This window comes from Micromonospora sp. WMMD1274 (assembly GCF_049179035.1).
In the GTDB taxonomy this organism is placed as follows: Bacteria; Actinomycetota; Actinomycetes; order Mycobacteriales; family Micromonosporaceae; genus Micromonospora; species Micromonospora tulbaghiae.
On sequence record NZ_JBMHMG010000001.1, the window covers coordinates 3,239,705 to 3,265,420 of the forward strand.

Genomic DNA, 25,716 nt, shown 5'->3' on the forward strand with positions numbered 1-25,716 from the left:
AGTTGAGGACGCTCACGCGATCGCCTCCTCCGGGTCGGGCGCCGGCAGGAACCGCGCGGGCCGGGGCGGCTGGCTCATCGAGCGCACCCAGACCAGCAGCCCGACGAACGCGGCACCGAGCACCGCCATCACGAGCTGACCCGTCACCGTCCCGTACGGACGGATGTATTCGCTGTTCACCAGCCCGTACGCGAGCGTCGCCAGTGTCATGCCGGTGAGGAAGCGGACCGCGAACCGGGGCTGGGTGCGCTTCGCCTCGACCTCGCGCCGGGTCGCCACCTCGGCCGAGGCGGCGGTGGCGATCGACCCGAGCACGTCGCCGAGGCGCTCGCCCCGGTCGGTGAGGTGCAGGATCAGCGCGGCCACCACCTGGTCGGCGACCGGGTCGGCGATCTCGTCGGCGAAGGCGAGCAGCGCGGAGCGGGCCAGCCAGCCGGCCTGGAGGCGGGCGGCGAGCGTGCGTACCTCCTCCTGGATCTCCTCCGGCGCGGTGGCGATGGTGCCGATGATCGCCTGCTGGAGTCCCTGGCCCGTGGCCGAGATGTCCTTGAGCCGGCGGGTCCACTCGCCTACGGCTTCGACCCGGGCGATGGCCCGCTGCTCGGCCCGGCCGACCGCGAACAGCCACGGCACGCCCGGCACCGCGAGCGCCACCAGCAGGCCGACCACCGGCAGCCCGGTGAGCAGGAACGCCACCGCACCGGCGACCACCGCGGCGCCGAGCAGGAGCTGGTAGCGGCGCTGGTCGGCGCGGCTCGCGCCGGAACCGGTCCAGAGGCGGCTCAGGCTCGGCCCGGCACCGGGCGCCGGACCGGGCGGGCGGCGGGTGCCGACGAGCGCGACGACGGTCAGCACCAGCCCGGCCACGCAGGCCGCGCCGGAGACCAGGGCGATCAGTTCGATCTGCGTCACGCCGGGCCTCCGCTCGGCCGCGCCCCGAGGCGGGTGTGCCGGGGGCGCCGCCACGCGCCCACACCGGCCTCGACGAACCGGGTGAGCAGGCGGGCGTCGTAGCCGACGCGCAGCAGCTGGTCGCGGATGCGTTCGGGCAGGTGGCGGGGGACCGCGCGGCCGTCCGGCCCGGGGCCGAAGACGGTCGTCGTGGTGATCCGGTTGCCCTCGCCGACGCCGATGACCTCCTCGACGTGCGAGACGAAGCGGTGCTTGCGTCCGCCGATCGCTGTCTCGTCCTCGACCGTGACGTAGACGATCAGGTCGAGCGCGTTGCCGGCCATCCGGCGGGCCTGGTCGACTGTCATCTCCCGGCCGTGCGACAGCGCCAGCTCGATGATGCGCTCGCTCACCCCCGAGGGGGTACGGGCGTGGATGGTGCACATCGACCCGCGGCTCGTGGTCATCGCCTGGAGCATCGGCACGATCTCCCGGGACCGCACCTCACCGACGATGATCCGCAGCACGCCCATCCGCAGCGACACCGGGATCAGGTCGGCGATGCTGACCTCACCCGCCGGCCGCCCGTCCGCGCCGCGCTCGCCGTGCCCCTCCCGGGACTCGAAGCTCATCACCGCACGGTGCTTGTGCCCGCGCCGGGCCGGCAGGAGTTCCCGGCTCTCCTCCAGCAGCACGTACGGCTCGTCGGCCGGGATCTCGTCCATCAGCGCGCGGATCACAGTGGTCTTCCCGGCCCCGGCGAGCCCGGCGACCATGATGTTCAGCCCGGCGCGCATGGACGCGCGGAGGAAGTCGCGCAGCAGCGGGTCGATCATCTCGTCCAGGTCGGGCCGGCCGCCCGCGATGTCCTCCAGGCTCACCTCGAGCGTGTTGTGCTTGCGGATCACCGCGTACGGGCGGTGGCTGACCAGGAACACCGCGGCGAGCCGGCTGCCGTCGGGCAGTTGCAGGTCGAGCGTGGGCTTCGACGTGGACAGCGACCGTTCGGTGGCCCCGGCCCGGCGGGCCGCCGCCTGAAGGATCTCCACCAGCTCGTCGTCGGTCTCGGCGATCGGCTCGGCCCAGTCGACGCCGCCGCCGTGCCGGGTGATGCGCACCTGGTCGCAGCCGAGGATGTGCACCTCCTCGATGCTGTCGTCGACGAGCAGCGTCTGGAGGCGGCCCAGCCCGACGAGTTCGGCGGTGACCTGGTCGAGCAGCACCCGTTCCGAGTCGGCGGCCATCGGCGTGCCGGCCCGGCGTACCGAGTCGGCGTACGCGGACACCACGGCGACCGCCAGCCGGGCGCGCTCGACCTCCTCGGCGTCGGCGTCGAACTCGCGTCCGCGCTGCCACTGGGTGAGCCGTTCGCTCAGCTCCCGGCGCAGCTCGCGGACCACCGCGAAGTCGACCCGGGGGCGCGGCGGTGGCGGGGGCGCGGCGGGCACGGGTCCGGGGACGTGGTGCCGCCCGTTCGGCGGGGCGAGCGGCGGCACGGTGGAGACGACGCCCGGCTGCTGCCCGCGTGGGTCGTGCGAGACCGGCTCAAACCGCACCGGACACTCCCGGCACGCTCGGCGCGGTCACCGCGCGCGGTGCGGTCGTCCCGGGCCAGTCCAGCCGGGCGCGCCGCCGGTCCAGCAGCGCCCGGACCGGCACCTCCAGGGCGCCGGCCGCGCGCATCAGCGGCCGGTTCGCGCGTACGGTGCCGCCGTGGGCGAGCACCTCGGCGGTACGCGGGTCGTGCGGCAGGCGGGCGATCACCGGCAGCCGCAGCGCCTTGCTGATCTCGCTGGTGCCGTGCCCGTCCCCGACCACCAGCAGTCGCAGCGTGCCCGGCGGTACGCGGTGCTCGGTGAGGTCCCGCTCGATCGCGCGGGCGGTGGCCCGGGTGGCGGAGAGGTCGGGCAGGTGCGCGCGGGTCACCAGCAGTACCACAGCGGCGGCCCGCAGCAGCGGCCACGGTGGACCGCCGACCGCCAGCCGGCCGCAGTCGACGAGCACGTCGTACGGCGGTTCGCCCCGCTCCAGCCCGGTGAAGTAGTCGGCGAAGCGCTGCCAGAGCGGGATCACGCTGCCGGCCTGGGCCGGGTCCACCACACCGGGCAGCAGCAGCCGTTCGCGGCGGGGCGCGTCCAGGTCGACCAGCTGGGACCAGAACGCGTGTTCCAGGCTGCCGTCGCGCAGCTCGCCCACGGCCAGCTCGCCGATGCCGCGCGGCCCGTCCAGCGCCCCGCCGAGGTAACCGGCGAGGATCGAGCCGCCCGCCGGGTCGCACTCGGCCAGCACCAGCCGCCGGTGCCAGCTCAGCGCGGCGGCGAGCGCGGCGGTGGTGACGCCCGGCGACCCCTTCGCCGAGACCAGGGCGATGATCGCCATCAGGCCGCCTCGGTGAGCACGAGCGCGATCCGGTCGTCGGCGGCGAGCGCCACGACCGCCGGCACGTCCCGTACGGCCAGTGCCAGGTAGACCACCACGTCACCGTTCTGCGGCGTGGCGGTGTCGATCACGGTCCCCTCGAATCGGGTGCCGCCGCCACGGGACGCGTCGGAGCCGCCGCCGGTGGCGTTCGAGGGCGTGCTGACCAGCAGCACCTTGTCGCCGGGGTGCAGTTTGCGGGCCGGCACCTGCTCGGGCTCCAGCCCCAGCGCGAGCTGCTGCTGACCGGCGCCGAGCAGCGGGGCCTCGGTGAGCTGCGCCGGGGTGAGCAGCGTGCCCGGGGTGAGCCGGACGGCCGCCCGCAGCCCGAGCACCTCGTCCATCCGGTCGGCGGACACCGGCTGGAGTTCCCGTCCGCCGGATACGCGTACCGGCACCAGGTCGTCGGCGGTGAGCTGCTGTCCCACGTCGACGGGCCGGGCCACGGCCAGGTACGTGCCGGTGGAGCGGACCGACGTGACAGCGAACGCCGCGCCCAGCCCGCCGAGCGCGATCAGCAGGACCGCCAGGCCGAGCAGGCCGGGGCGGACGCGTCGTTGCCGGACCACCTTCGGCGGTGCGACGGGTGCCTCCACCGGGGTTCCGTTGCGGGCTGCCACGACACTCATCGGGTCACCACCTGAAGCTCGTTGATCTGTACCGAGATGACGCCGCTGGACCGGCTCTGGGCGATCACGCCGCTCCCCCCGCCGCCGGACCACTCGACGGTCCAGAACGTCGTGGCGCTCACCTGGTAGGTGCCGGCCTCCGGATAGCCCTGGTCGAGACCGCAGTCGGGCGAGGTGGACCCGGCTCTCGGCCCGTTCGCCCGGTACGGCGTGCCCGGTCCGTCGCAGGGGACGTCGATGTCGTCGGACATGTGCCAGACGATCCGGTCCACCTTCGCGGTGATCTCCACGGTCAGCCCTCGGTCCGAGGCGGACGCGGACAGCGGACCGAAGTAAGAGGCGCCCGGGCTGGCCCACATCCAGACGGGCAGCCCGACCAGGCCGGGGCCTTGGCTGCGCCGGGGCGCCACCGAGGCCCGGGGCGGGAGCAGCGAGATCGAGGCCAGCGCGCGGCGGGCCAGTTCCTCCGGGTCCGGCGGTGCGCCGTAGCCGGGCGGCGGGGCGTCGAGGAGTTCCTGGCGCATGCTGCCCGGGCCGGTGTCGCCGCCGTTGCAGGTCAGTTGGTACCACTGCTTGCCGGGAGGCGCCTCGTCCTGCGGCTCGGCGAGCTTGTAGTAGCAGCCGTCGGCGTTGTTGAACCAGCCGAGCGCCGCGTTGTAGCAGGGGATGGCCCGGCCGTTCCACTGGCACTTCGGCGTGCCGCCGCCGTTGCCGCCCCCGCCGCCGTTGTCCCCGCCGCCACCCGGTCCGCCCGGGCCGCCCGGCGTGCCGGGGTCGTCGTCCCAGACGTCGCAGTCGGTCTGCTCCGGCGGGCAGGAGCCGCCCGGGTCGGCGGCGCGTGCGGGTGCGCCGGTGAGCGTCAGCAGCGCGGCCAGGCCGGCGGCGAGCAGCAGCCGGCGGGGCGTCCCGGCCCGGGTCGGGCGGGCCGGGACACCCCTTCCTCCCCAGGTCAGCACGGCTGGTCCTGGTGCGCGGTGCCGCCGTTGACCAGCCACCGGCCGTCCGGGAAACGGACCGCTGTGGCGGTGGCCAGGTAGCGCCCGCCGCGGGTGCCGGGCACGACCTTGCGGTTCTTGGCGTAGACGAGCCGGTAGCCGCTCGCGTCCAGGCAGTCCTGGATCTCGACCGTGGGCGGGCGGGCGGTCAGGTCGACCGATACGACCTCGGGGTCGGAGAGCAGTTTCCCGGTACGCATCGCGCCGTGCTCCTTCGCGTCGAGAATCGCCATTCGCACCCGAGTCAGCAGCGGATCAGCCAGAAATCGGGTCAGAGCGGGATGGGACGGATCGCTGCGCGCACTGGCTGCCCGGGACGCGTCGAGATAGCCGGAATAGGCGGCCAGGGCCGCTTTCCCGGCGGCGTCCTCCTCGGCGCTGGAATGGGCGGCGGGTGCGGCGGCGCGGCCGGTCAGCGGACGGGTGGCCGCCTCCGGCTCGGTGCCGCAGCCGGCCGGGCCGACCACCAGCACGACGCTGAGCAGGAAGATTTCCCATCGGCGGGATTGCCGTGTGCGCAACGCCGATCCCTCCTCGGTGCCGGCCCGGGGCGATCACGCCGACCCGCCCCGGGCATGCGGAAGCGCGCCCGGAACTGTCACTCCGGGCCCCCGTCGCCACCACTTGTATTGACCTGTACTGATCGCTGCGGATTCTGTGCTCTGGTGCCTCCGACGCCAATTGATCGGGGGTTGCGTCGTACCCAAGGGGCGAGCATAGGCTCACGTCCGCCGATGCAACAGAGGTAATTCACGTGAACACGGTGAGTGAAGACGGGAGGTGGTGGCCGGTGTGTGTCGTCACGATGACGAGCGGGCTTCCGCGCGGCTCCGGGCCGGCGGGCGTGTGCTCACCCGCACGCGCCGCGACGGCGGTGACGAGCCGTCGGAGCGCCGCCGGTATGGGTGGGGAGCATGCCGCTCGTCCGATCCGTCCCGCCGGTTCGCCGAGGGTCACGCCACGACCCGCCCCGGCCGCCGCCGCGTCGCATCAGACGCCCCGATGCGCCTCAGCCGTCACATCCGCGCGAGCGAGAACTCACTCTGCGTGCTCCACGATGGAACGCACGGCCACCGGACAGGGGAGCCGGCATGACGGCTGAACGGGTACGGCGCACCGGCCGGGTGACCGATGCCCGCCGTCCGAGCGCCCGGCTGATCGCCGCTCTGACGGTCGTACCCCTGCTCCGGCTGGCGGTGGCGCGCTACGCCGTACCCCCGGGGTCTCCGGACCGGACGGGGTGCGGCGGCTGCGGCGCCCCGATCGGGCTGGACCGGCCGCTGCCGGCGCTCGGCCCCGCCGCCCGCTGCCCGGCCTGCCGGGCCCGGGTCGGCGCGGCACCCGCAGTGGTGGAGGTGGCACTGCTGCTCGCGGTGCCGGTGCCGGTGCTCGCCGGCGGCGCGCCCGCCGCGCGCCTGGCACTGGCCTGGTGGCTGGTCTGGGCGGTGCCGATGACGATCGTGGACGCGATGGCGCACCGGCTGCCCGACCGGCTCACCTGGCCGGCGGCGGCCGGCGCCTGGGTACTGCTCGGGGTGGCCGCACTGACCGGTCCGGGCGCGGACCCGTGGATCCGCGCGGTCCTGGCCGGGCTGGTGCTCGGCGGCGGGTTCGCCGCCACCACGCTGCTGCTCGGACGACGTGGCTTCGGCCTCGGCGACGCCAAGCTGGCGCTGGGGGCGGGCGCGCTGCTCGGCTGGTACGGCTGGCCGGTGCTGGTGGCCGGGCTGGTGCTCGCGCTCCTCCTCGCCGGGCTGGCCGGGGTGGTGCTGCTCGCCGCCCGGCGGGTCCGCTGGTCCGGGCATCTGCCGTTCGGGCCGTTCCTGGTGCTCGGCACCGCCGCCGCGCTGGTGCTCGTCACCGTGTGATCGGCCACCCGCAGGTGCGGGCGGGCGTCGCCACGGGTATCGGAGTCCCAGCCACCTCCCAGCCGGGTCTGGTTCGGTGGCGGTCCAGGCTTCGGACTCGGGAGGGCACGTGCCGCACGGCGACGACGGTTGGCGGATCCGGCGCACGAGCGCGGACCTGGACCGGCTGGGCGAGACCGAGTCCGTCTTCGCGCTCGCCAACGGCTGGGTGGGCTGGCGCGGGACGCTCGACGAGGGCGAGCCCTGCGGGATGCCGGGCAGCTACCTCAACGGGTTCCACGAGCAGCACGACCTGACCTACCCGGAGAGCGGGTACGCGTTCCCGGAACGCAGCGACACCGTGATCAGCGCGCCGAACGCCGCCCTGATCCGGCTCTGGGTCGACGACGAGCCGCTGGACCTGCGGACCGGCACGATCCGGCGGCACCACCAGGAGCTGGACCTGCGTGCCGGGGTGGTCCGCCGGGAGACCGAGTGGGTCTCGCCCGGCGGCCGGGGCGTGCGCATCCGCAGCACCCGCCTGGTCTCGCTGACCCGCCGTCCGGTCGCCGCCGTCGACTGGACGGTCGAGCCGCTGGACGAGACGGTCCGGCTGCGGATCGGCGCCGACCTGCTCGCGAACCAGCGGGTGCCGGAACGCGCCGACGACCCCCGGGCCGCCTCGGTGATCCACGACCCGCTCACCAGTGAGATCCGCCGCGACGACGGCCTCGACGGTGTGCTCGTGCACCGCACCGGGCGCAGCGGCCAGCGGGTCGCCGTCGCCGTCGCGCACCGGGTCGAGGCGCCCGACGAGATCGCCACCGACACCGAGCTGACCGCCGACCGGTTCCGGCTGGCGCTGTCCGGCCCGGTACGCCCCGGCGACCGGATCCGGGTCACCCGGTTCGCCGCGTACGAGTGCGCCGACGTCGACGGCACCCCGGCCGGTGAGCTGGCCGACCTGGTCGTCGCGGAGGCGGACACGGCCCGGGACGACGGGTTCGACGCGCTGCTCGCCGAGCAGCGCGCCGCCCTGGACGGCGCGTGGGCCACCGCCGACGTCGAGCTGGACGGCGACCCGGAACTGCAGCTCGCGGTCCGGTTCTCAGTGTTCCACCTGCTCCAGTCCGGCCGCGCCGACGGCGACCGGACCATCCCGGCCAAGGGACTGACCGGCAACGGCTACGACGGGCACGTGCTCTGGGACACCGAGGGCTACGTGCTGCCGGTGCTGACGTACCTGGCGCCGGAGCTGGCCCGCTCGGCGCTTCGCTGGCGGCACGCCCACCTGCCCGAGGCCCGCGAGCGGGCGGCCGAACTGCGCCTGACCGGCGCCACCTACCCGTGGCGGACGCTCAGCGGCCGGGAGTGCTCCGGCTACTGGCCTGCCGGCAGCGCGGGCCTGCACGTCAACGCCGACATCGCCGACGCGGTGCTGCGGTACGTCGCGGCCACCGGCGACACCGCGTTCCTCGCCGAGTGCGGCGCCGAGGTGCTGATCGAGACCGCCCGGCTGTGGCACGGGTACGGCCACTTCGACGACGGCGGCGCGTTCCACCTGACCGGCGTCACCGGCCCGGACGAGTACTCCGCGCTGGTCGACGACAACGTCTTCACCAACCTGATGGCCCGGCGCAACCTGCGCGGCGCCGCCGACGCCGCGCAGGACTGCCCGGAGGTGGCCGCGCGGCTCGGCGTCGACGCCGCCGAGGTGGCCGGCTGGCGGGCCGCCGCCGACGCGATGTCCGTCCCGTACGACGGCAAGCGCGGCGTGCACGAGCAGTCGGCCGGTTTCACCGCGCAGCCGGAGTGGGACTTCGCCGGCACCGGCGAGGACGACTACCCGCTGCTGCTGCACTTCCCCTACCAGGAGCTGTACCGCAAGCAGGTGGTCAAGCAGGCCGACCTGGTGCTGGCCATGCTGCGCTGCCCGGGGGAGTTCACCGCCGAGGAGAAGACGCGCAACGTCGCCTACTACGAGGCGCGGACCGTCCGGGACTCGTCGCTGTCGGCGTCCGCGCAGGCGATCCTCGCCGCCGAGGTCGGGCACCTCGACCTGGCGTACGACCTGTTCGCCGAGACGGCGCTCCAGGACCTCGCGGACCTCGGCGACAAGACCGCCGACGGGCTGCATCTGGCGTCCCTGGCCGGCGCCTGGCTGGTGGTGGCGCAGGGCTTCGGCGGGCTGCGCGACGACCGGGGCGTGCTCGCGTTCGAGCCGCGCCTGCCCCGGCCGATCACCCGGCTCGTGTTCCACCTGCGCCGGCACGGGCACCGGCTAAGGGTCACGCTCACGCCGCGGGAGGCCCGCTACGAGCTGCCGGACGCCGGGCCGGGCGACGCGGTGGAGCTGTGGCACCACGGCGAACAGCTCCGGGTCACCGGCGACGAGCCGGTCACCCGGCCGATGCCGCCGGTGCCCGATCCCGGCCCCGAGCCGCAGGCCCCACCCGGCCGCCGTCCGGAACGGCGCGCTCAGGAGGCGGCCGGCGGCGACGACTGAACCAGCGGGCCGGACATCCGGGCGACGACCTCCTCCAGCGCCTCGAACGCGTACGCCCAGTTGTGGCACTTGAAGCTGCGCAGCCCGGTGATCGGGGTGCGGCAGTCGGCACAGTGGACACCGGGGATCCCGTCCGGCACCTCGGTGTTCACGTACTTGCGCTCGCCGAGGATCACCCGCGCGATCATCGTGTGGTCGTGCACGCCGTGCAGCGCGGACGCGACGATGTCGTACCAGGTGACCCGCCGCCCGCACTTCGGGCAGTCCGGCTCGTCGCCGCTGACCCACAGCGGCGCGCCGATGCTGCGCGCCGGCATGTTCAGCAGCTTCTCCAGCCGTCGCACGTCCGCCTCCGGGGTGGTCCACTGGTGCCGCCCGGGCAGTGACGCGGGCGAGTCGTAGACGGCGCGGAACACCACCGGCTCGACCTCCACGGTTTCCCGTCCACCTGTCATCGGGTACCTCCTCGCGCCGGTGTGTCCCACCGTCGTACCAGGTGGAGACCGGGATCGGCCGGATCATCGACACGACGGGTCAGCGGTGTGTCGCCCAGAGTGCTAGACATCGAGGGGTGACGGAGGCTGAGAACCGACCCAATGTCGCCCGCATGTACGACTACTACCTCGGCGGCTGCCACAACTTCGCCGCCGACCGGGCCGCGGCCGAGGAGATCCTGAAGATCTTCCCGGACACCGGCGTCGCCGCGCAGAGCAACCGCGCGTTCCTGCGCCGGGTCGTGCGCTGGGCGGCCGAGCAGGGCGTACGCCAGTTCCTCGACATCGGCGCCGGCCTGCCGACCCAGGGCAACGTGCACGAGGTGGTCCGCGCGATCCGCCCCGACGCCCGGGTGGTCTACGTCGACCACGACGAGGTCGCGGTCGCGTACGCCCGGCGGTTGCTGCCCACCGACGGCCGCACCGTGGTGCTCCAGGGCGACCTTCGGCGTCCCGGCGAGCTGCTGGCCGACCCGACGCTGCGGGCCACCATCGACCTGAGCGAGCCGGTCGCGGTGCTGCTGCTCGCGGTGCTGCACTTCGTGCCGGACGCCGACGACCCGTACGCGGCGGTGGCGAAGCTGCGTGACGCCACGGTGCCGGGCAGTGTGCTCGCGCTGTCCCACCTCACCCTGGACGGCCTGCCGACGCTGCCCACCGAGCAGGGCACGGCGATCTACCGCCGCAGCTCCCCGCTGGTGCCGCGCAGCCGCGACGAGGTGGCCCGCTTCCTCGACGGATACGAGCTGGTCGAACCGGGCCTAATCAAGGTGGCGGCCTGGCGGCCCGACGGGGAACCGCAGGCGGCGGTGTCGCACGGGTACGGCGGGGTGGGCGTCCGCCGCTGACCCGTCGTCGTCAGTCCAGGCCGCCGTGCGCGGCCCACAGCGCGGCGGCCCGGTCGGCCGCCGCCGCCACGAGCGCAGCCAGCTCCGGCCGGTCGGGTACCCGGAACGACACGTACGCGCCGCGTCCGCCCGCTGTGGGCCGGCCGTACGCCTTCGCGGCGAGGCGCCCGTCCGGCAGCAGCCGGATGTTGAGCGTGGTCAGCGTGAACTCCTCGCCGCGCCGGGTGTCGGTCCAGCGCAACTCCTCCGGCACCGTCACGTTGATGGCGAGGGCGCTGACGTCGGGGGAGTCGGGGCTGCTCATCCGGCGATGGTCGCACGATCGCGTGCTCACCGGCGCAGCGTGGTCTCCCGGGTCATGTGGGACAGCTTCTCCGGGTTGCGCACCGCGTAGAGCCCGCTGATCAGGCCGTCGTCGAGGCGTACCGCGACGACGGTGTCCAGCTCGCCGTCGAGGCGTACCAGCAGCGCCGGGTAGCCGTTGACCTGCGCCGGCTCGATCGACGCCACGGCGGCGACCCGGCGCCAGCCGCCCGCGAGCAGCCGGGCCACCTTGTCTCCGCCGGTGACCGGCCGGGCGATCGCCTGCTTGATCCCGCCGCCGTCGCCGACGAGCACCGCGTCCGCCGACAGGACGCGGAGCAGCCCGTCCAGGTCGCCGGTCTCGACCGCCCGCCGGAACGCGTCCAGGGCGTCGCGGGCCTCGGCCGCCGGGACCGTACGCCGGGGGCGGCGCGCCGCGACGTGGGCCCGCGCCCGGTGCGCGATCTGCCGCACGGAGACGGGACTCCGCTCGACCGTCTCGGCGATCTCGTCGTAGCCGACGTCGAACACCTCCCGCAGCACGAACACGGCCCGCTCGGTCGGCGTCAGCGTCTCCAGCACCAGCAGCATCGCCATCGACACGCTCTCCGCGAGCGCCACGTCGTCGGCCACGTCGGGCGCGGTGAGCAGCGGCTCGGGCAGCCACGAGCCGACGTACGACTCCTTGCGCCGGCCCAGCGTGCGCAGCCGGGACAGCGCCTGCCGGGTGGTGATCCGGACCAGGTAGGCGCGGCGGTCCCGAATCTCGTCGAGGTCGACGCCGGCCCAGCGCAGCCAGGTCTCCTGCACCACGTCCTCCGCGTCGGCGGCGGAGCCGAGCATCTCGTACGCGACGGTGAAGAGCAGGTTCCGGTGCGCCAGGAAGTCCTCGGTGGCCGGGTCCGCCATGGCTGGCTCCTTCGCTGCTCGGCTGCGTTCTCCACCAGACGCCGGCCACCGCCGCCGTGTGACATCCGGTCGCTGTGGCGGTCCTCACCCGGCGTCGCCGTCACGCCGGACGCGTCCCCGGCATCTCGTGTTCGTCCCACCTCCACCCCAGCAGAGAGGGCGCAACCATGCAGACCCGATTCAACCTGTTCGAGAACCCGGTCTCGGCGACGTTCATGAAGCGCTTCGCCGGTGCGGGCCTGATGATCCACCAGTCGTCGCTGCCCCGCACCGTGCAGGAGCTGGTGTCGCTGCGGGCCAGCCAGATCAACGGCTGCGGCTGGTGCATCGACATGCACACCAAGGAGGCGGTGGCCGGGGGCGAGAGCGCGGTCCGGCTGAACCTGGTCGCCGCCTGGCGTGAGTCGACAGTGTTCACCGAGGCCGAGTGTGCGGCGCTGGCGTTCGCCGAGGAGGGCACCCGGCTCGCCGACGCCCATCAGGGCGTGCCCGACGAGACGTGGGAGCAGGTGCGCAAGCACTACGACGACGACCAGGTCGCCGCGCTGGTCTGCCTGCTCGGGCTGATCAACGCGGCGAACCGGTTCGCGGTGCTCGTGCACCAGCGTGGCGGCTCGTACGAGCCGGGCATGTTCGCGGCGGCCATGGGCTGAGCACCGCTGTCATCGCAGGTTCCAGAAGAACGACCGGACGTCGTCGGCGAACAGCTCCGGCACCTCCAGGGCGGCGAAGTGACCACCCCGGTCGAACTCGCTCCACTGCCGGATCGTGTACGTCAGCTCGGCGATCGGCCGTACGGCCCGGGTGATGTCGTGCGCGAACACGGCGACGCCGAGCGGGGGCGGGCAGGGCGCGGGCGGGCCACCGAACGCGCTCTCCCGCACCAGCCGCGCGGACGAGGCGGCCGTGCGGGTGAACCAGTAGACCGAGACGTCGGTGAGGACGCGGTCCACGCTGATGCTGGATCGGGGGTCGGCCCACTCGGTGAACTTCTCGGCGATCCACGCAAGCTGCCCGACGGGTGAGTCGTTGAGCGCGTACGACACGGTCTGCGGCCGGCTGGCGTAGAGCACCTGGTGGGGGTGCCGCTGCGTCTTGAGCCGCATGATCCGGGCGAGCCGGTCCCGGTCCCCGTCGGACAGGCCGGCCTCCCCGGTCCAGCCCGGTGGCGGGGGCGTCGGCAGGTAGTTGAGGTGCACGCCGACGACGTGCTCCGGGTCGATGCCGCCGAGCCGGGTGGAGATGACCGAACCCCAGTCGCCGCCCTGTGCGCCGTACCGTCGGTAGCCGAGCCGCCGCATCAGCTCGGCCCAGGCGCGGGCGACGCGGTCGACGTCCCAGCCGCGTTCCCGGGTCGGGCCGGAGAAACCGAACCCCGGGATCGACGGTACGACCAGGTGGAACTGTTCGGACAGCGGGCCGAGCACGTCGAGGAACTCCACGACCGAGCCGGGCCAGCCGTGGGTGAGGATCAGCGGCAGCGCGTCCGGGTCGGCGGAGCGTACGTGCAGGAAGTGGATGTTCTGCCCGTCGATGGTGGTGGTGAACTGCGGATACCGGTTCAGCTCGGCCTCGGCCTCCCGCCAGTCGTACGCGGTGCGCCAGTGCTCGGCCAGCTCCCGTACCCGGGCCAGCGGGATGCCGTAGTCCCACCCGGCGCCGGGCAGTTCGTCGGGCCAGCGGGTGCGGGCCAGGCGGTCGGCCAGGTCGTCGAGGTCGGCCTGGGGGACGTGGACGCGGAAGGGCTCGATCACGGAAGCTCCGATCGTTGGTGCCACTAACGTTGGCGCGACCAACGATAACGCAGATCGTTGGGGGCGCCAACGTTTTACGGTTAGGCTGGGCACGTGGAGAACCCGGAGCCGGACCTCGTACCGACCCGTCTGGCCGGCCTGCCGAGCTGGCTGATCACCCAGACCGCCGTACGCGCCGGCCGGCTGGTCGCCGACGGCCTCGCCGCCGTCGACGCGCGGGGTTACCACTTCCGGCTGCTCGCCACGCTCGACGAGTTCGGGTCGGCCAGTCAGGCGGCGCTCGGCCGGCGCAGCGGCATCCACGTCAGTGACGTGGTGGCGGCGCTCAACGAACTCGCCGAGCGGGAGTTCGTCACCCGCAGCCCGGACCCGGCCGACCGGCGGCGCAACGTCGTCACCGTCACCGCGGCCGGGCGGCGGCAGTTGCGGCGGCTGGAGAAGCGGCTCGCCGCCGTCCAGGACGACCTGCTCGCGCCGCTGTCGCCGGACGAGCGCGCGGACCTGACCCGGCTCCTGTCGCGAGTGCTGGCCCACCACACCCGCCCGCCCGCCTGACCGCCGCCTTCCGGCGCGATTCTCGCCCACGCCCTATCATTATCGTTCTCGATAGTGATAACGTCTGTGGCGTGACGACGTCGATGGAGCGGTGGGCGGAGACCGCACTGCACCCGGTGCGGATCCGCATCCTGCGCGCGGCCGCCGGAGCCCGGGTGACCACTCACGACCTGGTCGAGCTGCTGCCCGACGTCCCGCAGGCCACGCTCTACCGGCACCTGGCGACGCTCGTGAAGACCGGAATGCTCGACGTGGTGGAGGAGCGCAAGGTCCGCGGCGCCGTCGAGCGGGTGTACGCGCTGCCCGCGCACGGCGCCGCGCTGGACCCGGCGGCCCTGGCGGCGGCGACGCCGGAGGACCACGCGCGCTACTTCACCGCGTTCGTGTCGAGCCTGCTGTCCGAGTTCTCCCGCTACCTGGCGCGGGACTCCGTCGACTTCGTCGCCGACGGCGTCGGATACCAGCAGCTCGTACTGCACCTGACCGACGCCGAGCTGCACGAGTTCGCGGCCGGGCTCAACGCGCTGGTCGGCCCGTTGCTCGCCAGAGGGCCCGGCGACGGACGGATCCCCCGGCTGCTGGCGACCATCCTGATGCCCGCCGACCGCCAGGCGACCCCCGGCGACACGCACACATCAGCGCACGACTCCGACACGACGAAGGGCGACGACTGATGGCCACCGTAATCCTCGACGGCGATGTGATCGACATCCGGTTCACCGGATGGGAACGGATGTGGGTCGGGCGGGAGCGGTTCGCGCTACGCCTGGCCGCCGTGCGGCACGCCGCACCGGTGGACGAGCCGATCCGGCTGGCCCGTGGCGCCCGGCGCGGGTACGCGGTGTCCGGCTTCGCCAAGATCGGCGTCTGGGGCATCTTCGGCGGCCCCCGGCAGCTCGTGGCGGCCCGGCGGGGTCAGCCCGGCCTGCACCTGGTGCTGGACCGAGCGGCGGCCGGCGGAGAGTTCGACGAGGTCGTCGTCTCCGACCCGGCCGCAGCGGGCCTCGCCGAGACGATCGGGCGCGCGACGAGGAGCCGGCCGTGACCGGCGACCACCTGTCGATCGAGGCGTCGGGCCTGACCAAACGCTACGGCGACGTCACCGCCGTACACGATCTGACCTTCACCGTGCGGCCCGGCGCGGTCACCGGCTTCCTCGGCCCGAACGGTGCCGGCAAGACCACCACGCTGCGCATGCTGACCGGACTGGTGACGCCGACCAGCGGCACCGCCACGATCGGCGGGCAGCCCTACGGCCGGCTGACCCAGCCGTCGCGGACCGTCGGCGCGGTGTTCGACCGCAACGCGTTCCACCCCGGCCACACCGCCCGTGACCACCTGCGCCTCTACGCCGCGATGGCCGGCTGCCCGGACAGCCGCGTCGCGGAGCTGCTGGACCTGCTCGGCCTCGCGCACGCCGCCGACCGTCGTACCCGGGGGTTCTCCACCGGCATGCGCCAACGGCTCAGCCTCGCCACGGCGCTGCTCGGCGATCCTCGCGTCCTGCTGCTCGACGAACCGTCGAACGGCCTGGACCCGGAAGGCATGTCGTGGCTGCGCGGCCTGCTGCGCCGGCTCGCCGACGAGGGCCGCACAGTGCTGGTCTCCAGCCACGTCCTGCACGAGGTCCAGCAGGTGGTGGACGACGTGGTGGTGATCCGGCGCGGCGAACTCGTCGCCGCCGGGCCGTGGTCCCGGCTCACCGGCCCCCCGACGGTGCTCGTCACCTCGCCGGACGCGACAGCCCTGGCCGCCGCACTGGCGGCCGCCGCCGGGTCCGTCGAGGCCGCCGGGCCCGGCCGGCTGCGGGTACGCGGACTGGACGCGCCACGCGTCGCCGACCTCGCCGCGGACCACCGTCTGCGGATCCATGAGCTGGTCACCGAGACCACAAGCCTCGAACAGCTCTTCCTCGACCTGACCACCGACCCGGCGGAGGCCCGATGAACCTGCTCAGAGCGGAACTGCGTCGGGTGCTGGCGACCCGGATGTGGGGCGGGCTGCTGCTCACCGCCGTCGCGCTCGGCGGCGGCCTGGTCGGGCTGATGGCGCTCGTCGGACCGGAGAACTTCGACCCGCCGATGCCCGGACTGCACACCGAGGAGGGCCTGCGGTCGATCCTCGGCATCCTCGGCTTCACCGCCTTCGTGCCGGCCGCCGCCGGCGCCCTCGCGGCCACGTCCGAATACCGGCACGGCACCGCCGCCGTCACGTTCCTGTTCGCGCCGCGCCGAGGGCGGGTGCTCGCCGCCAAACTCGCCACCCACGCGATCGTCGGCCTCGGCTACGGGATCGCGCTGGCCAGCTCCGCCGCGGTGGCCCTGTTCGCGGTCGCCGCCGTGCGTGGCGTGTCGCTTGGCCTGCCCGCTCCCACGGTGCTGGCGCTGCTCGCCCGCATCGGCGTCGCGATGGCGGTCTACCTGCTCGTCGGCACCGGCGTGGGCGCCCTGCTCCGCAACCAGATCGCGGCCGTGTGCGTGGTCGTCGGCTACCTGTACCTGGCCGAGCCCGTCCTGATGATGATCCCCGGCGTCAACGCGATCTACCCGCTCCTGCCCGGCGGAGCCACCGCCGCGCTCACCGACTTCACCTACGTCGCCGACGCGATGTCCGCGCAGCTCGGAAGCGACGCCGTCGCCCTCCTGCCACCGGCGGCGGGTGCCCTGCTGCTGACCGGGTACGCGGTCGCCGCCGCCGCGATCGCCGTGGTCGTGCCGATGCGCCGCGACATCACCTGAGCGTCGCGAGCCGGACGATCTCCTCCGCGGTCAGCGGGCTGCGCGGATGGTGGGTCAGGCACATCGGCGCCTGCATCTTGACGAACCGGGCACCCTCCACTGTGGCGTAGAACTGGCCGGTACGCAGCTTGCCGATGTCCGGGACGTCGGTGCCCTTCGCCCTGGCCACGTCCCGGGCCGCCTCGATCTGCACCGGCACGGTGAGCAGGCCGAAGAACTGCGTGGCGGCGTTACCGGGGATCTGGTTGTGCAACGCCTTCGGCGCCTGGGTGGCGAAGACCAGCCCGAGCCCGTACTTGCGGGCCTGCGAGGTCAGCGCGAGCGTGCTCTGGGTGCAGGCGGTCACGGCACCGGACGGGGCCAGTGTCTGCGCCTCGTCCATGACGAAGAGTCCACCGAGTGGCCGGTCCCCGGCCGGATGGCGCTTGATCCAGGTGAACAGGGCGAGCTGCAACTGGTTGACGAAGCTTTGCCGCTGATTCTCCTCGGACAGCCCGGCGAGGTTGATCACCGAGACCCGGGCGCGGCGACCGGGCGGCGGGGTGAGCAGTTCGCCCGGGTCGACAGGCGTTCCGACGCCGCCCAGGAGCGGGTCGTTGATCAGGGCGGCCTTGAGCAGTTGTGCCATGCCGGCGGCCAGCTTGGGCGCGCTGTCGAGCTGACTCACCCCGTCCGGGAGGTCGTTGAGGACGTCGGTGAACTCACGCAGGTCGCTTGCGCCGCTGCGGGCGTAGCCGATCAGCGCCTCGCGCAGCACGGCGCGGCCGAGCCGGGCCTTGTCGGTTCCACCGTCCACCCGGGCGTGCGGGGCGAGCGTGGCGACGGCGGCGTTGACGGCCGAGGTGAACCCGTCCGGGTCGTCGAGCACGTCGGCGAAGGCCGGCAACGGCTGGAAGCTCAACGGTCGACCGGCCTGCCGTCCCGGCGTCCAGACGACCACGTCGGTGCCGGCCAGATATTCCGCCGCGCGGCGGGCGTCGTCGGTGCCCCAGCCCGGCGGCGGCTCGGGCCAGGCCTCGCCGAGCCGGGCCAGGTCGTTGTTGGGGTCGAGCACGATGGCCGACACGCCGCGCAGGGCGCACTCCTCGATCAGGCGGCGGATCAGGACGGTCTTGCCGGAACCGGAGCCGGCGAAGATGACTGTGTGCCGGCGCAGCGCTTCGAGGTCGATGCCGACCGGGTCCGGCCGCCCGGTGACCGTGCCGATCTCCATCCGCTCCGGGTCGATGCCCGCCACCGGCGGCAGGGCAGCGATCATCGGCGGCACCGGGCCGGAACCGGCCGAGCGCGGCGGAGGGACGGACCGGACGGGCCGCGGCGGAGGGACGGACCCGACGGTCTGCGGCGGAGGGACGGAACCGGCGGAGCGCGATGCAGGGACGGGACCGGCGGAGCGCGGCGCAGCGGTGACCGGCGGTGGCGTCCCGACCGAGGGCCGGTCCGGCGCCTCCCCCGGCCGCTCCTCGGCCCGGACGGCTTCCGGCACGCCCGGCCAGTCGCCCAGCGCCTCCCGCAGACAGGTGATGTCGGAGGCCGGCCGCCGATCGGCGAACCAGGGCCGCAGCGTCTCCCGCCCGTAGTCCTGGATGAGTTGTTCGAGTGCGGCCAGCCGGGCGACATCCGGTGCGTCCAGGCGAAGCCGCCGGCCGCCGGCCCGCTCGAACGCGTCCAGCACCTCCCGGGTACGGGCGCCGGTCGACCAGTCCGCGCTGCGCAACAGGAAGAGCCGTCGTTTGGCGACCCCCTCGGTGAGTCCGGCGGTCGTGATCGCGTTGCGGATCCGGTTGAGCACCGCGATGTGATGCGGTGCGGAAATCGCCCGGAACGACCAGTGCTCCTCGTCCTCGCTGTCCTCACTCAGGCTGTGCCGTAGCCGCGCGTGCAGCGCCGGCTTGGTCCCGGCGGGAATCGGATCGAGGCTGAACGCCTCGACGGCCGCGCCCTGCGCGGCGATCCACGCGGTCAGGCCGGCTTCGAGCAGGCGTGGGACGCGGGCATCCTCCGACTGCGGGGACAGGGCGGAGGCGGTGTCGGCGGCGGCGACCAGCTCCGCGTACCGGGCGTCGATCTTGCCGAATCCGTTCGCCCGGTTCTCCGGCGGCGGCCCGGTGACCGGGGCGTGGACGAGCCCGTCGGCGACGCGATCGCCGCTCGCGTGCAGCAGGTGCCGCAGTTCCCGCGCCTCGCCGTCGGCCAGGCAGGCCCGGACGTGTGTGTCGATCCGCCGCAGCAGCTCGCGCGGGGTGAAGCCGACGACCTCCTGGAACGCGTCCGGGTGGACCGGCCAGGTGGGGTGGGGCGGCGTGAACCCGAGGCCGTCGAAGAGCACCGCGAACCGCTTCTCGACCAGCTCGCGGCCCACCTCGACGGACGGGATCTCCTTGAGCGGGGCGGCCTCCCGGAACCGGTCCTGGACGGTGTCCGTCGCCTGCTGCTGGATGCTGCGCCACGTCTGCGGGAGGCAGGAGACGACGGACAGGGTCCGGCGCGTGGTCTCGCGCAGCGCCATCAGGCCGCTGGCGACCTGTTCGAGCAGGAGCGACGTCTGCCAGTCCGCCTCGCCCCGGGCGTCCTGGTTGGTCGCCTTCACGGACTGGGCGATCATCAGGTCGATCTGGTCCACCGCGATCACCGTCGGACCGACGACGGCGAGCAGCCGGGAGATGTCCCGGACCACCTCCTGGGGGGCCCGTCGGTTGCGCCGCAGCCCCCACCCGGCCCGCTGGCCGGGCTCCTCCTCGTCCATCGAGGACAGGAAGTCGTAGCCGATGTCCTGCACCGCGGACTGCTCGGCCGCGTAGAGCACCAGGGCCCGCGCGGTGTCCTGGCACTCCGTGCCGATCTGCCGGTCCTTCTTGCGGATCAGGTCGGCGAACGCGTCGAGCGTCGGACGGCTGAGTTCGGTCTCGCCGGCGACCGCGCGCCGTACCGTCCGGGGTGCCCCCACCTCGTCGGCCAGCCGGCGCAGGAACGTCCGTAGCTGGGTCGTGTCGTCCGGCATCGGCCGGACCAGACCCTCCAGCATCGAGATCGCGGTGCGTTGCCAGAACGTCCGGGCTTCGAGCAGCTCGACCAGGAAGAAGAACCCACCGCGGCCCTGTACCTGCTGGCGGACCGTGCCGATGAGGTGGGTCTTGCCGGTGCCGCGCTGGCCGAGGATGGCCACGCCCACCGGACTGGAGTCGGTGCTGGCCTGGGCCTCCGCGAAGCTGTCCAGAACCGTCGTGACGACGTCGTGGTGCAGGCCCTCCACATGGAACGGTGTGGGTTTCCAGACGTCGTCCGGGGTCGGAGCCCAGTTGAACCTCAGCGCCGCCAGGGCGCGGCGTTGCTCGTCACCGATCATGACGAGATGGCGACCAGATGCTTGTCCTGGTTGCCGATGGTCACCGCCGCCGCCCGCTCCTGCGGCTTCAGCACCTTCTGGTTGGACTCGGGCACCAGGTGTACGCCGCGCTCCCGGTTGAGCGTCAGGAGCGCGGCGTCGAACTCGGGGCGGGACAGGTCGGAGAGGGCGTCGCGAAGATCGGCCAGCATGACGTAGTCACCGGGCTTGGCGGCCAGCTCGTGGTACGCCTGCCGGATCAGCGCGACCGCGTCCGCGGCCGGGGAGGCCGACGACGCCACCGGCGGTGCGACTACCTCGTCCCGGTTGATCTGCATCCGGAACAGGTCGTCGGCGCGGGTCCCGGAGTGGTCGATCAGCCGGCGCAGAAAGTCGAGCGCCACATAGAGCGTGCCACCTGCGGTACCGGCGCCCTTTGGCGGTTCCGCGCCCAGCTCCTCGGTGGCCCGATCCCATCCCTTGTCGGTGAGCGCCAACGTGATCGGCTTCTCCGTGACCTCGATCAGACCGAGTGACTGAAGTCGACGGCGGTGATCCGCCTTCAGCCCGATACCGGCCACATTGGTGAAGTAGGTCTGCGGCAAAGGCGCCGCCTTCACCATCAGCGTGACAAGAATGCACCGGTCGACGAGGGTCAGTTCCTTTTCCGGCATGCGGATGCTCCTCTGCGGCACGAGCTCTCACCGCGTCGACGGTGTGATCGAAGGCTCGGAAGGGGTGGCCATGATCGAGGTGAGCAACGGGGACGGCCCCGGCGCACGGGCCGATTCTGCCGACGGTGCCGGACGCGCGCAAGGTCACCGATCTCGCTGACGAAAGCCGACAGGACCGCGCAGTTGATCTCCAGCGGTCCTGCGTGGACGCACCGATTGAAACGCCTGTTCGGGCGCTTCGGCGCGGTTCGCCGGCCGGACCATTGCGAAGTGACAAGGACAACGGGCAGCATGGCAGACCGGCGAGAGGGCCGGAGTTTCCGCTCCGCCGCGACCCCTCCCGCCTGTTCTCCTGAAATACGTCACGGAGGTGACCGTGCAGTCTGAGGTGGTCCGCTACCAGGTCGACGACGAAACGGTTGCCTTGATCGAAGTCGAGCCGACGCCCGGTTTCCAGCCCGCCGGCTTCGGCGACGTCGCCGGCTGGGTACGCGAATCCGCGGCGCCGGCGGTCGCCGCCGCCCGGGAATTGCTGGAACAGGTCAAGACCGTCTCTCCCGATGCGGTGGAGGTGCGCTTCGGGATCAAGGCCACCGGCACGGCGAGCTGGGTGGTGGCGAAGGCGACCGGAGAGGCGAACTTCGAGGTCACACTCGCCTGGCAGCCGGAGGGCCCCACCGACCGCGGCGCCGGCCCACGGCGCTGACGGACGGGCCGGCCCGTGACAACGGCCCCGGACGAGTGCTCGTGGGCGGTGGCTCTGCACCGTGAGGCGGACCCGCACACGGCGCTCGGCACCGGCATCGTCATCGCCACCAACCTGGTGCTCACCTGCCACCACGTGGCGTTCACCGCCGACGGCACCCTCCGCCCCGATCTCACCGTCGCCTTTCCGCGCGCACCCAAGGTCGCCTACTTCGACCGGCGCAAGGTCCGGCAGTGCCGGCACGACGGCATGCGGGAGGCGTACGTCGACCTGGTCGTCCTCGAGCTCGTCGAGCCGGTGCCGGCGACCGTCACGCCGGCCCGGCTGCGCTGCCTCGCCCCCCAGCCGCTGCTCGACCGGCCCTTCTGGGCGTACGGCTTCCCGGCCGGAGTGGTCGGCGGCCTCCAGGCGACCGGTTCCGTCGTCGAAGCCGGCGGGTACGGCCACGTCACCATCGACAGCGGCGCCGCCGGGCCGCTCAGCAAGGGGTTCAGCGGGGGCGCCGTGTGGTCCCCGGAGTATCAGGCGGTGGTCGGCGTGGTCGTCACGGCCGACGGCAAGGGAAAGGGCCAGGCGGTCACCCTGAGCCACGCCGACGAACAGGTGCCGGCCATGACGTTGGGCGCGTTGTCGGCCTGGCGGGTCGAGGACGCCGACGACGCCGCGCTCTCGGCCTGGGGGTGGACGTTGAGCACCGACGGCGAGGCCGGCCGGCACTGGCTGCCCCGGGCGCGGGGCGTCGCCGTGGACACCGAGGGTGGCGCGCGGTTCCGGGGGCGTGCGGCCGCGCTCCGGCGGATCGTCGACTTCATCGACGGGGAGGCGCCCGTGACCGGGCCGCTGATCGTCACCGGCTCACCCGGGGTCGGTAAGTCCGCCGTCCTGGGACGCGTCGTGACGACGGCCGACCAGCAGATCCGGGACAGCCTGCCGGGCGGCGACAACGCCGTGCGGGCCACTGTCGGCTCGGTGTCCTGCGCCGTGCACGCCAAGGGCAAGACCGCGCTCGAGGTGGCGGTCGAGATCGCACGGGCCGCCGCCGTCGACCTGCCGGCTGCGCCGGCCGACCTGATGCCGGCGGTACGTGACCGGCTGGCGCGTCGTCCGGCTCGCTTCGCGCTCGTCATCGACGCGCTGGACGAGACGGCCGACCCCGGTCAGGCGCGGCAGGTCGTCGACGACCTCCTGCTGCCGCTGGCCCGGGAGTGCGGCCGGTACGGCGCCCGGGTGGTCGTCGGCACGCGGCGCGGCGACGACCGGGGCGACCTGATCTCCTGCTTCGGTGGCCCGGTCGAGCTGGTGGATCTGGACACGCCCGAATACTTCGCCGAGGCCGATCTGGTGAACTACGCCCTGGCGACCCTGCGGCTGCTCGGCGCGGAACGGCCGGGCAATCCGTACAACGATCCGGCGGCGGCTGCCCCGCTGGCCCGCCGCATCGCCGAGCTGGCGAAGGGAAACTTCCTGGTGGCCGGTCTCGTCGCCCGGGCACACGCGCTGCGCGACATCGCGCCGGTCGACCCGGCCTCGGTGTCGTTCACCGCGACAGTGGCCCATGCGCTCGACTCCTACCTGGCCGGGTTGCCGGCCGCCGGCTCGGCCTCCGCCCGGCTCGCCCTCACCGCCCTGGCGTACGCCGAGACGCCGGGTCTGCCGCTGTCGCTCTGGCGGACCGCGGTGACCGCGCTCGGCGGCACGGTCACCGAGGACGAACTCCTCGCGTTCGCCCGTACGTCGGCGGCGAACTTCCTGGTCGAGACCGGCGGCGGTAGCGAGCCCGCGTACCGCCTGTTCCACCAGGCCCTCAACGACGCGTTACTGGCCGGGGCGACCCGCCGGGACGACCAGCGACGGCTGGTCGCCGCCTGGACGGACCTGGCGGCCGAGGTGGGATGGGCCTCGGTGCCCGACTACCTGCGGCGCTCTCTGCCCCAGCATGCCTCCCGCGCCGGGCTCGTGGAACGGCTCCTCGCCGACGAGGGCTACCTTCTGCACGCGCACCTGGAGCGGTTGCTCTCGGTCGTCGACGTGGAGAGACCACTGGAGCCGCTGTCCCGATCACGGGTGCGGCTGCTGCACCGCACGCCGCTCGCGGTCGCGGCGGCGCCGGCGGAGCGCGCCGCTCTCTTCTCGGTGGTCGACCGGCTCGACGGGTTGGACAGCGGGATCGAGGCCGACGCCGCGCCGTACCGCGCGCGCTGGGCGCACACCCCGCCCCGGCAGGAGCGCAGCGTGCTGGACGGGCATTCGCAGGCCGTCTACGACGTGGCGGCCGTCGAGCTGGACGAGCGGTGGTTGCTCGCATCCGCCGGGGACGACGGCACGGTCCGGCTCTGGGATCCGTTGACCAACCAGGCCGTGGCGGTCCTCACCTGTCACGACGACACGATCCGCGGGCTGTGCGCCGTCCGCACCGGGGCCGGCGAGACGCTGATCGCCACCGCCAGCCACGACGGGACCGTCGGCCTGTGGGATCCGCGTACCGGTCAGCGCCGGCACGAACTGCGCGGGCACGACGACTGGGTCCGCAACATCTGCGTCATCCCGTTGCCGGACGGCGACCTGCTCGCCTCGGCGGGCGACGATCGGACGGTCCGGATCTGGGATCCGGTGACCGGGACGCAGCGCTACGCGTTGACCGGGCACTCGGGCTGGGTGACCGCCGTGACGTACGTCCCGGCGGGCGGCCGGCACCTGCTCGCGTCCACCGGTTTCGACGGCGTGGTACGGGTCTGGGAGCCGACATGCGGCACGCGCCCGACGCTGACTCTCACCGGACACGTCGGCTGGGTGACCACCCTCTACGCCGTTCGTGCGCCGGGCGGCACGTTGCTCGCCTCGGCCGGCTACGACGGCACGGTCCGGCTCTGGGATCCGCAGAGCGGCGAATGCGTCCACGTCCTGGAAACCGGCGGGCCCGTCACCGATCTCTGCACGGTCGAGGTCGACGAGGGCTGCCTGCTCGTGTCGACGGGTGAGGACGGGCTCATTCGTGTCTGGGATGTGCCGACCTGGACCAGCCGGCCGAGCCTGCGGGGACACGCGAGCTGGATCCGTGCGGTCTGCGAGCTGCGCACGGCGAAGGACCGGATGTTGGCGACGGCGGGTGACGACGGCACGGTGCGGCTGTGGGACCCGGCCGGCGGCCGACCCGACGCGGTCGCCGAGCGGGACCGGCTCGGGCCCGTGCACAGCCTCTGCGCGGTCCCTGACGAGCGACCGGGCCTGGTCGCGTCCGGCGGTGCCGACGGCCGGGTGCGGATCTGGGACGCCGCCACGGGCGAGCGGCTGAAGGAGATTCCGACTCCCGGAGGGCCGGTCAACGCGATGTGCGCGGTCGACGACGTCGAGGAGCCGCTGCTCGTCACCGCGCAGGACGACAACACGGTCGGGACGTGGAGTGTGCGGCACGGCGTTCAGGAGGGGGCGATGACCGAGCACCACGCCCCGGTGGCGGCGGTCTGCCCGATCGTCATCGGCGGTGAGACGCTCGTCGCGTCGGCCGGCGACGACCAGGCCATCCGGCTCTGGCACCCGCAGACCGGCGTCGTCCGGGCGGTCCTGCTCGGGCACGTCACGCGTGCCTGGGTGACCGCCCTCGCGACGGTCCGGTGGCCCAGCGTGGAGGCGCTCGCGTCGGCCGACAAGAGCGGCACGGTGATGCTGTGGGGCGGTGGTGACACACCGGTTTGGACCCGGCAGGGACACCAGGATGCGGTCACCGCGCTCTGCGGCCTCGTCGTGGCGGGTCGCCGGATGCTGGCGTCGGCCAGCGCCGATCACACGATCCGTCTGTGGGACGCCGAGTGGGGCGAACCTGTGGGCGTGTTCACCGGCCACACGGCTGCCGTCACCGGGTTGAGCCTGGTGCGCGTCGGTGGCCGGGATCTGCTCGCCTCGACCAGCCGGGACCGGACGGTGCGGATCTGGGATCCGTCCACCGGACGGGCAGTGCACACCATTCCCGTCTATCACCCGGCGCTCACCTGCTGCACGGTCGGCGGCACGTTGCTCGTCGGCCTTGACCAGGGCCTGCTGGCGTTGGACGTCGGCGGTCAGAGCGACCTGCCACCCGAGGCCGCCGACCGTGCGGTCGCTCGGGTGGCGGTGCGCTGCTGATCGGC

At 73.5% G+C, this 25,716-nt stretch carries 23 protein-coding genes; 11 read left to right on the forward strand and 12 right to left on the reverse strand.

Annotation, left to right across the window (positions count from 1 at the left end; all coding sequences use genetic code 11):
• Positions 1-12: 12 nt before the first annotated feature.
• From ACN27D_RS15185 to ACN27D_RS15210, 6 genes are read right to left on the reverse strand one after another with little or no spacing between them, the layout of a single operon-like run.
• Positions 13-966 (reverse strand): type II secretion system F family protein, encoded by a 954-nt coding sequence (locus ACN27D_RS15185; RefSeq protein WP_374668778.1) that lies wholly within the window; start codon positions 964-966, stop codon positions 13-15.
• Entirely contained in the window at positions 909-2,447 is a 1,539-nt protein-coding gene (locus tag ACN27D_RS15190; protein ID WP_120572241.1) for a CpaF family protein, read from the reverse strand. The genes ACN27D_RS15185 and ACN27D_RS15190 overlap by 58 nt, the downstream gene beginning before the upstream one ends.
• On the reverse strand, positions 2,437-3,270 hold the full coding sequence (locus ACN27D_RS15195; RefSeq protein ID WP_421499363.1) for a ParA family protein: 834 nt from the start codon (positions 3,268-3,270) through the stop codon (positions 2,437-2,439). Before ACN27D_RS15195 ends, ACN27D_RS15190 begins: the two co-directional genes overlap by 11 nt.
• Positions 3,270-3,938, reverse strand: coding sequence for an SAF domain-containing protein (locus ACN27D_RS15200; protein ID WP_121685431.1), 669 nt, complete (start codon positions 3,936-3,938; stop codon positions 3,270-3,272). The genes ACN27D_RS15195 and ACN27D_RS15200 overlap by 1 nt, the downstream gene beginning before the upstream one ends.
• Positions 3,935-4,894 carry a hypothetical protein gene (locus ACN27D_RS15205; protein ID WP_421499364.1) on the reverse strand — a complete coding sequence of 320 codons (960 nt, stop codon included), beginning with the start codon at positions 4,892-4,894 and terminating at the stop codon, positions 3,935-3,937. The genes ACN27D_RS15200 and ACN27D_RS15205 overlap by 4 nt, the downstream gene beginning before the upstream one ends.
• Positions 4,888-5,454, reverse strand: coding sequence for a hypothetical protein (locus ACN27D_RS15210; protein ID WP_358170817.1), 567 nt, complete (start codon positions 5,452-5,454; stop codon positions 4,888-4,890). The genes ACN27D_RS15205 and ACN27D_RS15210 overlap by 7 nt, the downstream gene beginning before the upstream one ends.
• A gap of 570 nt (positions 5,455-6,024) precedes the next feature.
• On the opposite strand from ACN27D_RS15210, the gene ACN27D_RS15215 reads away from it, so the two are divergent.
• Both ACN27D_RS15215 and ACN27D_RS15220 read left to right on the forward strand, forming a co-directional pair.
• Positions 6,025-6,801 carry an A24 family peptidase gene (locus tag ACN27D_RS15215; RefSeq protein ID WP_358170819.1) on the forward strand — a complete coding sequence of 259 codons (777 nt, stop codon included), beginning with the start codon at positions 6,025-6,027 and terminating at the stop codon, positions 6,799-6,801.
• A 109-nt stretch (positions 6,802-6,910) separates the two neighbouring features.
• On the forward strand, positions 6,911-9,286 hold the full coding sequence (locus tag ACN27D_RS15220) for a glycoside hydrolase family 65 protein (RefSeq protein ID WP_358170821.1): 2,376 nt from the start codon (positions 6,911-6,913) through the stop codon (positions 9,284-9,286).
• Here ACN27D_RS15220 and ACN27D_RS15225 read toward each other — a convergent pair.
• Positions 9,259-9,741 carry a hypothetical protein gene (locus ACN27D_RS15225; RefSeq protein WP_358170823.1) on the reverse strand — a complete coding sequence of 161 codons (483 nt, stop codon included), beginning with the start codon at positions 9,739-9,741 and terminating at the stop codon, positions 9,259-9,261. The two genes, ACN27D_RS15220 and ACN27D_RS15225, sit on opposite strands and share 28 nt — an antisense overlap.
• A 116-nt stretch (positions 9,742-9,857) precedes the next feature.
• On the opposite strand from ACN27D_RS15225, the gene ACN27D_RS15230 reads away from it, so the two are divergent.
• Positions 9,858-10,628, forward strand: a complete 771-nt coding sequence (locus tag ACN27D_RS15230; RefSeq protein WP_421499365.1) for an SAM-dependent methyltransferase — start codon at positions 9,858-9,860, stop codon at positions 10,626-10,628.
• A gap of 10 nt (positions 10,629-10,638) precedes the next feature.
• Here ACN27D_RS15230 and ACN27D_RS15235 read toward each other — a convergent pair whose 3' ends face one another.
• On the reverse strand, positions 10,639-10,932 hold the full coding sequence (locus tag ACN27D_RS15235; protein ID WP_121686276.1) for a hypothetical protein: 294 nt from the start codon (positions 10,930-10,932) through the stop codon (positions 10,639-10,641).
• Between the two features lie 26 nt (positions 10,933-10,958).
• On the reverse strand, positions 10,959-11,840 hold the full coding sequence (locus ACN27D_RS15240; protein ID WP_358170825.1) for an RNA polymerase sigma-70 factor: 882 nt from the start codon (positions 11,838-11,840) through the stop codon (positions 10,959-10,961).
• A gap of 167 nt (positions 11,841-12,007) precedes the next feature.
• Here ACN27D_RS15240 and ACN27D_RS15245 point away from each other — a divergent pair, with 167 nt between their 5' ends.
• Positions 12,008-12,493, forward strand: a complete 486-nt coding sequence (locus tag ACN27D_RS15245) for a carboxymuconolactone decarboxylase family protein (protein ID WP_358170826.1) — start codon at positions 12,008-12,010, stop codon at positions 12,491-12,493.
• 9 nt (positions 12,494-12,502) lie between these two features.
• Here the strand turns inward: ACN27D_RS15245 and ACN27D_RS15250 are convergent, their stop codons facing one another.
• Positions 12,503-13,594, reverse strand: a complete 1,092-nt coding sequence (locus ACN27D_RS15250; protein ID WP_358170828.1) for an epoxide hydrolase family protein — start codon at positions 13,592-13,594, stop codon at positions 12,503-12,505.
• Between the two features lie 93 nt (positions 13,595-13,687).
• On the opposite strand from ACN27D_RS15250, the gene ACN27D_RS15255 reads away from it, so the two are divergent.
• The 5 genes from ACN27D_RS15255 (at position 13,688) to ACN27D_RS15275 (ending at position 16,887) form a co-directional block, all read left to right on the forward strand.
• Positions 13,688-14,149 carry a MarR family winged helix-turn-helix transcriptional regulator gene (locus ACN27D_RS15255; RefSeq protein ID WP_120572229.1) on the forward strand — a complete coding sequence of 154 codons (462 nt, stop codon included), beginning with the start codon at positions 13,688-13,690 and terminating at the stop codon, positions 14,147-14,149.
• Between the two features lie 71 nt (positions 14,150-14,220).
• Positions 14,221-14,823 carry a helix-turn-helix domain-containing protein gene (locus tag ACN27D_RS15260; RefSeq protein WP_244933151.1) on the forward strand — a complete coding sequence of 201 codons (603 nt, stop codon included), beginning with the start codon at positions 14,221-14,223 and terminating at the stop codon, positions 14,821-14,823.
• Positions 14,823-15,194, forward strand: a complete 372-nt coding sequence (locus ACN27D_RS15265; protein ID WP_120572227.1) for a hypothetical protein — start codon at positions 14,823-14,825, stop codon at positions 15,192-15,194. Before ACN27D_RS15260 ends, ACN27D_RS15265 begins: the two co-directional genes overlap by 1 nt.
• Positions 15,191-16,096 (forward strand): ABC transporter ATP-binding protein, encoded by a 906-nt coding sequence (locus ACN27D_RS15270; RefSeq protein ID WP_120572226.1) that lies wholly within the window; start codon positions 15,191-15,193, stop codon positions 16,094-16,096. Before ACN27D_RS15265 ends, ACN27D_RS15270 begins: the two co-directional genes overlap by 4 nt.
• Positions 16,093-16,887 (forward strand): ABC transporter permease, encoded by a 795-nt coding sequence (locus ACN27D_RS15275; protein ID WP_120572225.1) that lies wholly within the window; start codon positions 16,093-16,095, stop codon positions 16,885-16,887. Before ACN27D_RS15270 ends, ACN27D_RS15275 begins: the two co-directional genes overlap by 4 nt.
• Here the strand turns inward: ACN27D_RS15275 and ACN27D_RS15280 are convergent.
• Positions 16,880-20,233, reverse strand: a complete 3,354-nt coding sequence (locus tag ACN27D_RS15280; RefSeq protein ID WP_358170829.1) for a helicase HerA domain-containing protein — start codon at positions 20,231-20,233, stop codon at positions 16,880-16,882. The genes ACN27D_RS15275 and ACN27D_RS15280 overlap by 8 nt on opposite strands.
• Positions 20,230-20,886, reverse strand: a complete 657-nt coding sequence (locus ACN27D_RS15285; protein ID WP_358170831.1) for a hypothetical protein — start codon at positions 20,884-20,886, stop codon at positions 20,230-20,232. Before ACN27D_RS15285 ends, ACN27D_RS15280 begins: the two co-directional genes overlap by 4 nt.
• Before the next feature lie 388 nt (positions 20,887-21,274).
• Between ACN27D_RS15285 and ACN27D_RS15290 the strand changes: the two genes are divergently transcribed.
• Positions 21,275-21,592, forward strand: a complete 318-nt coding sequence (locus ACN27D_RS15290) for a CU044_2847 family protein (RefSeq protein ID WP_036345426.1) — start codon at positions 21,275-21,277, stop codon at positions 21,590-21,592.
• Between the two features lie 15 nt (positions 21,593-21,607).
• Positions 21,608-25,711, forward strand: a complete 4,104-nt coding sequence (locus ACN27D_RS15295) for a hypothetical protein (protein WP_421499366.1) — start codon at positions 21,608-21,610, stop codon at positions 25,709-25,711.
• The last annotated feature ends 5 nt before the right edge of the window (positions 25,712-25,716 follow it).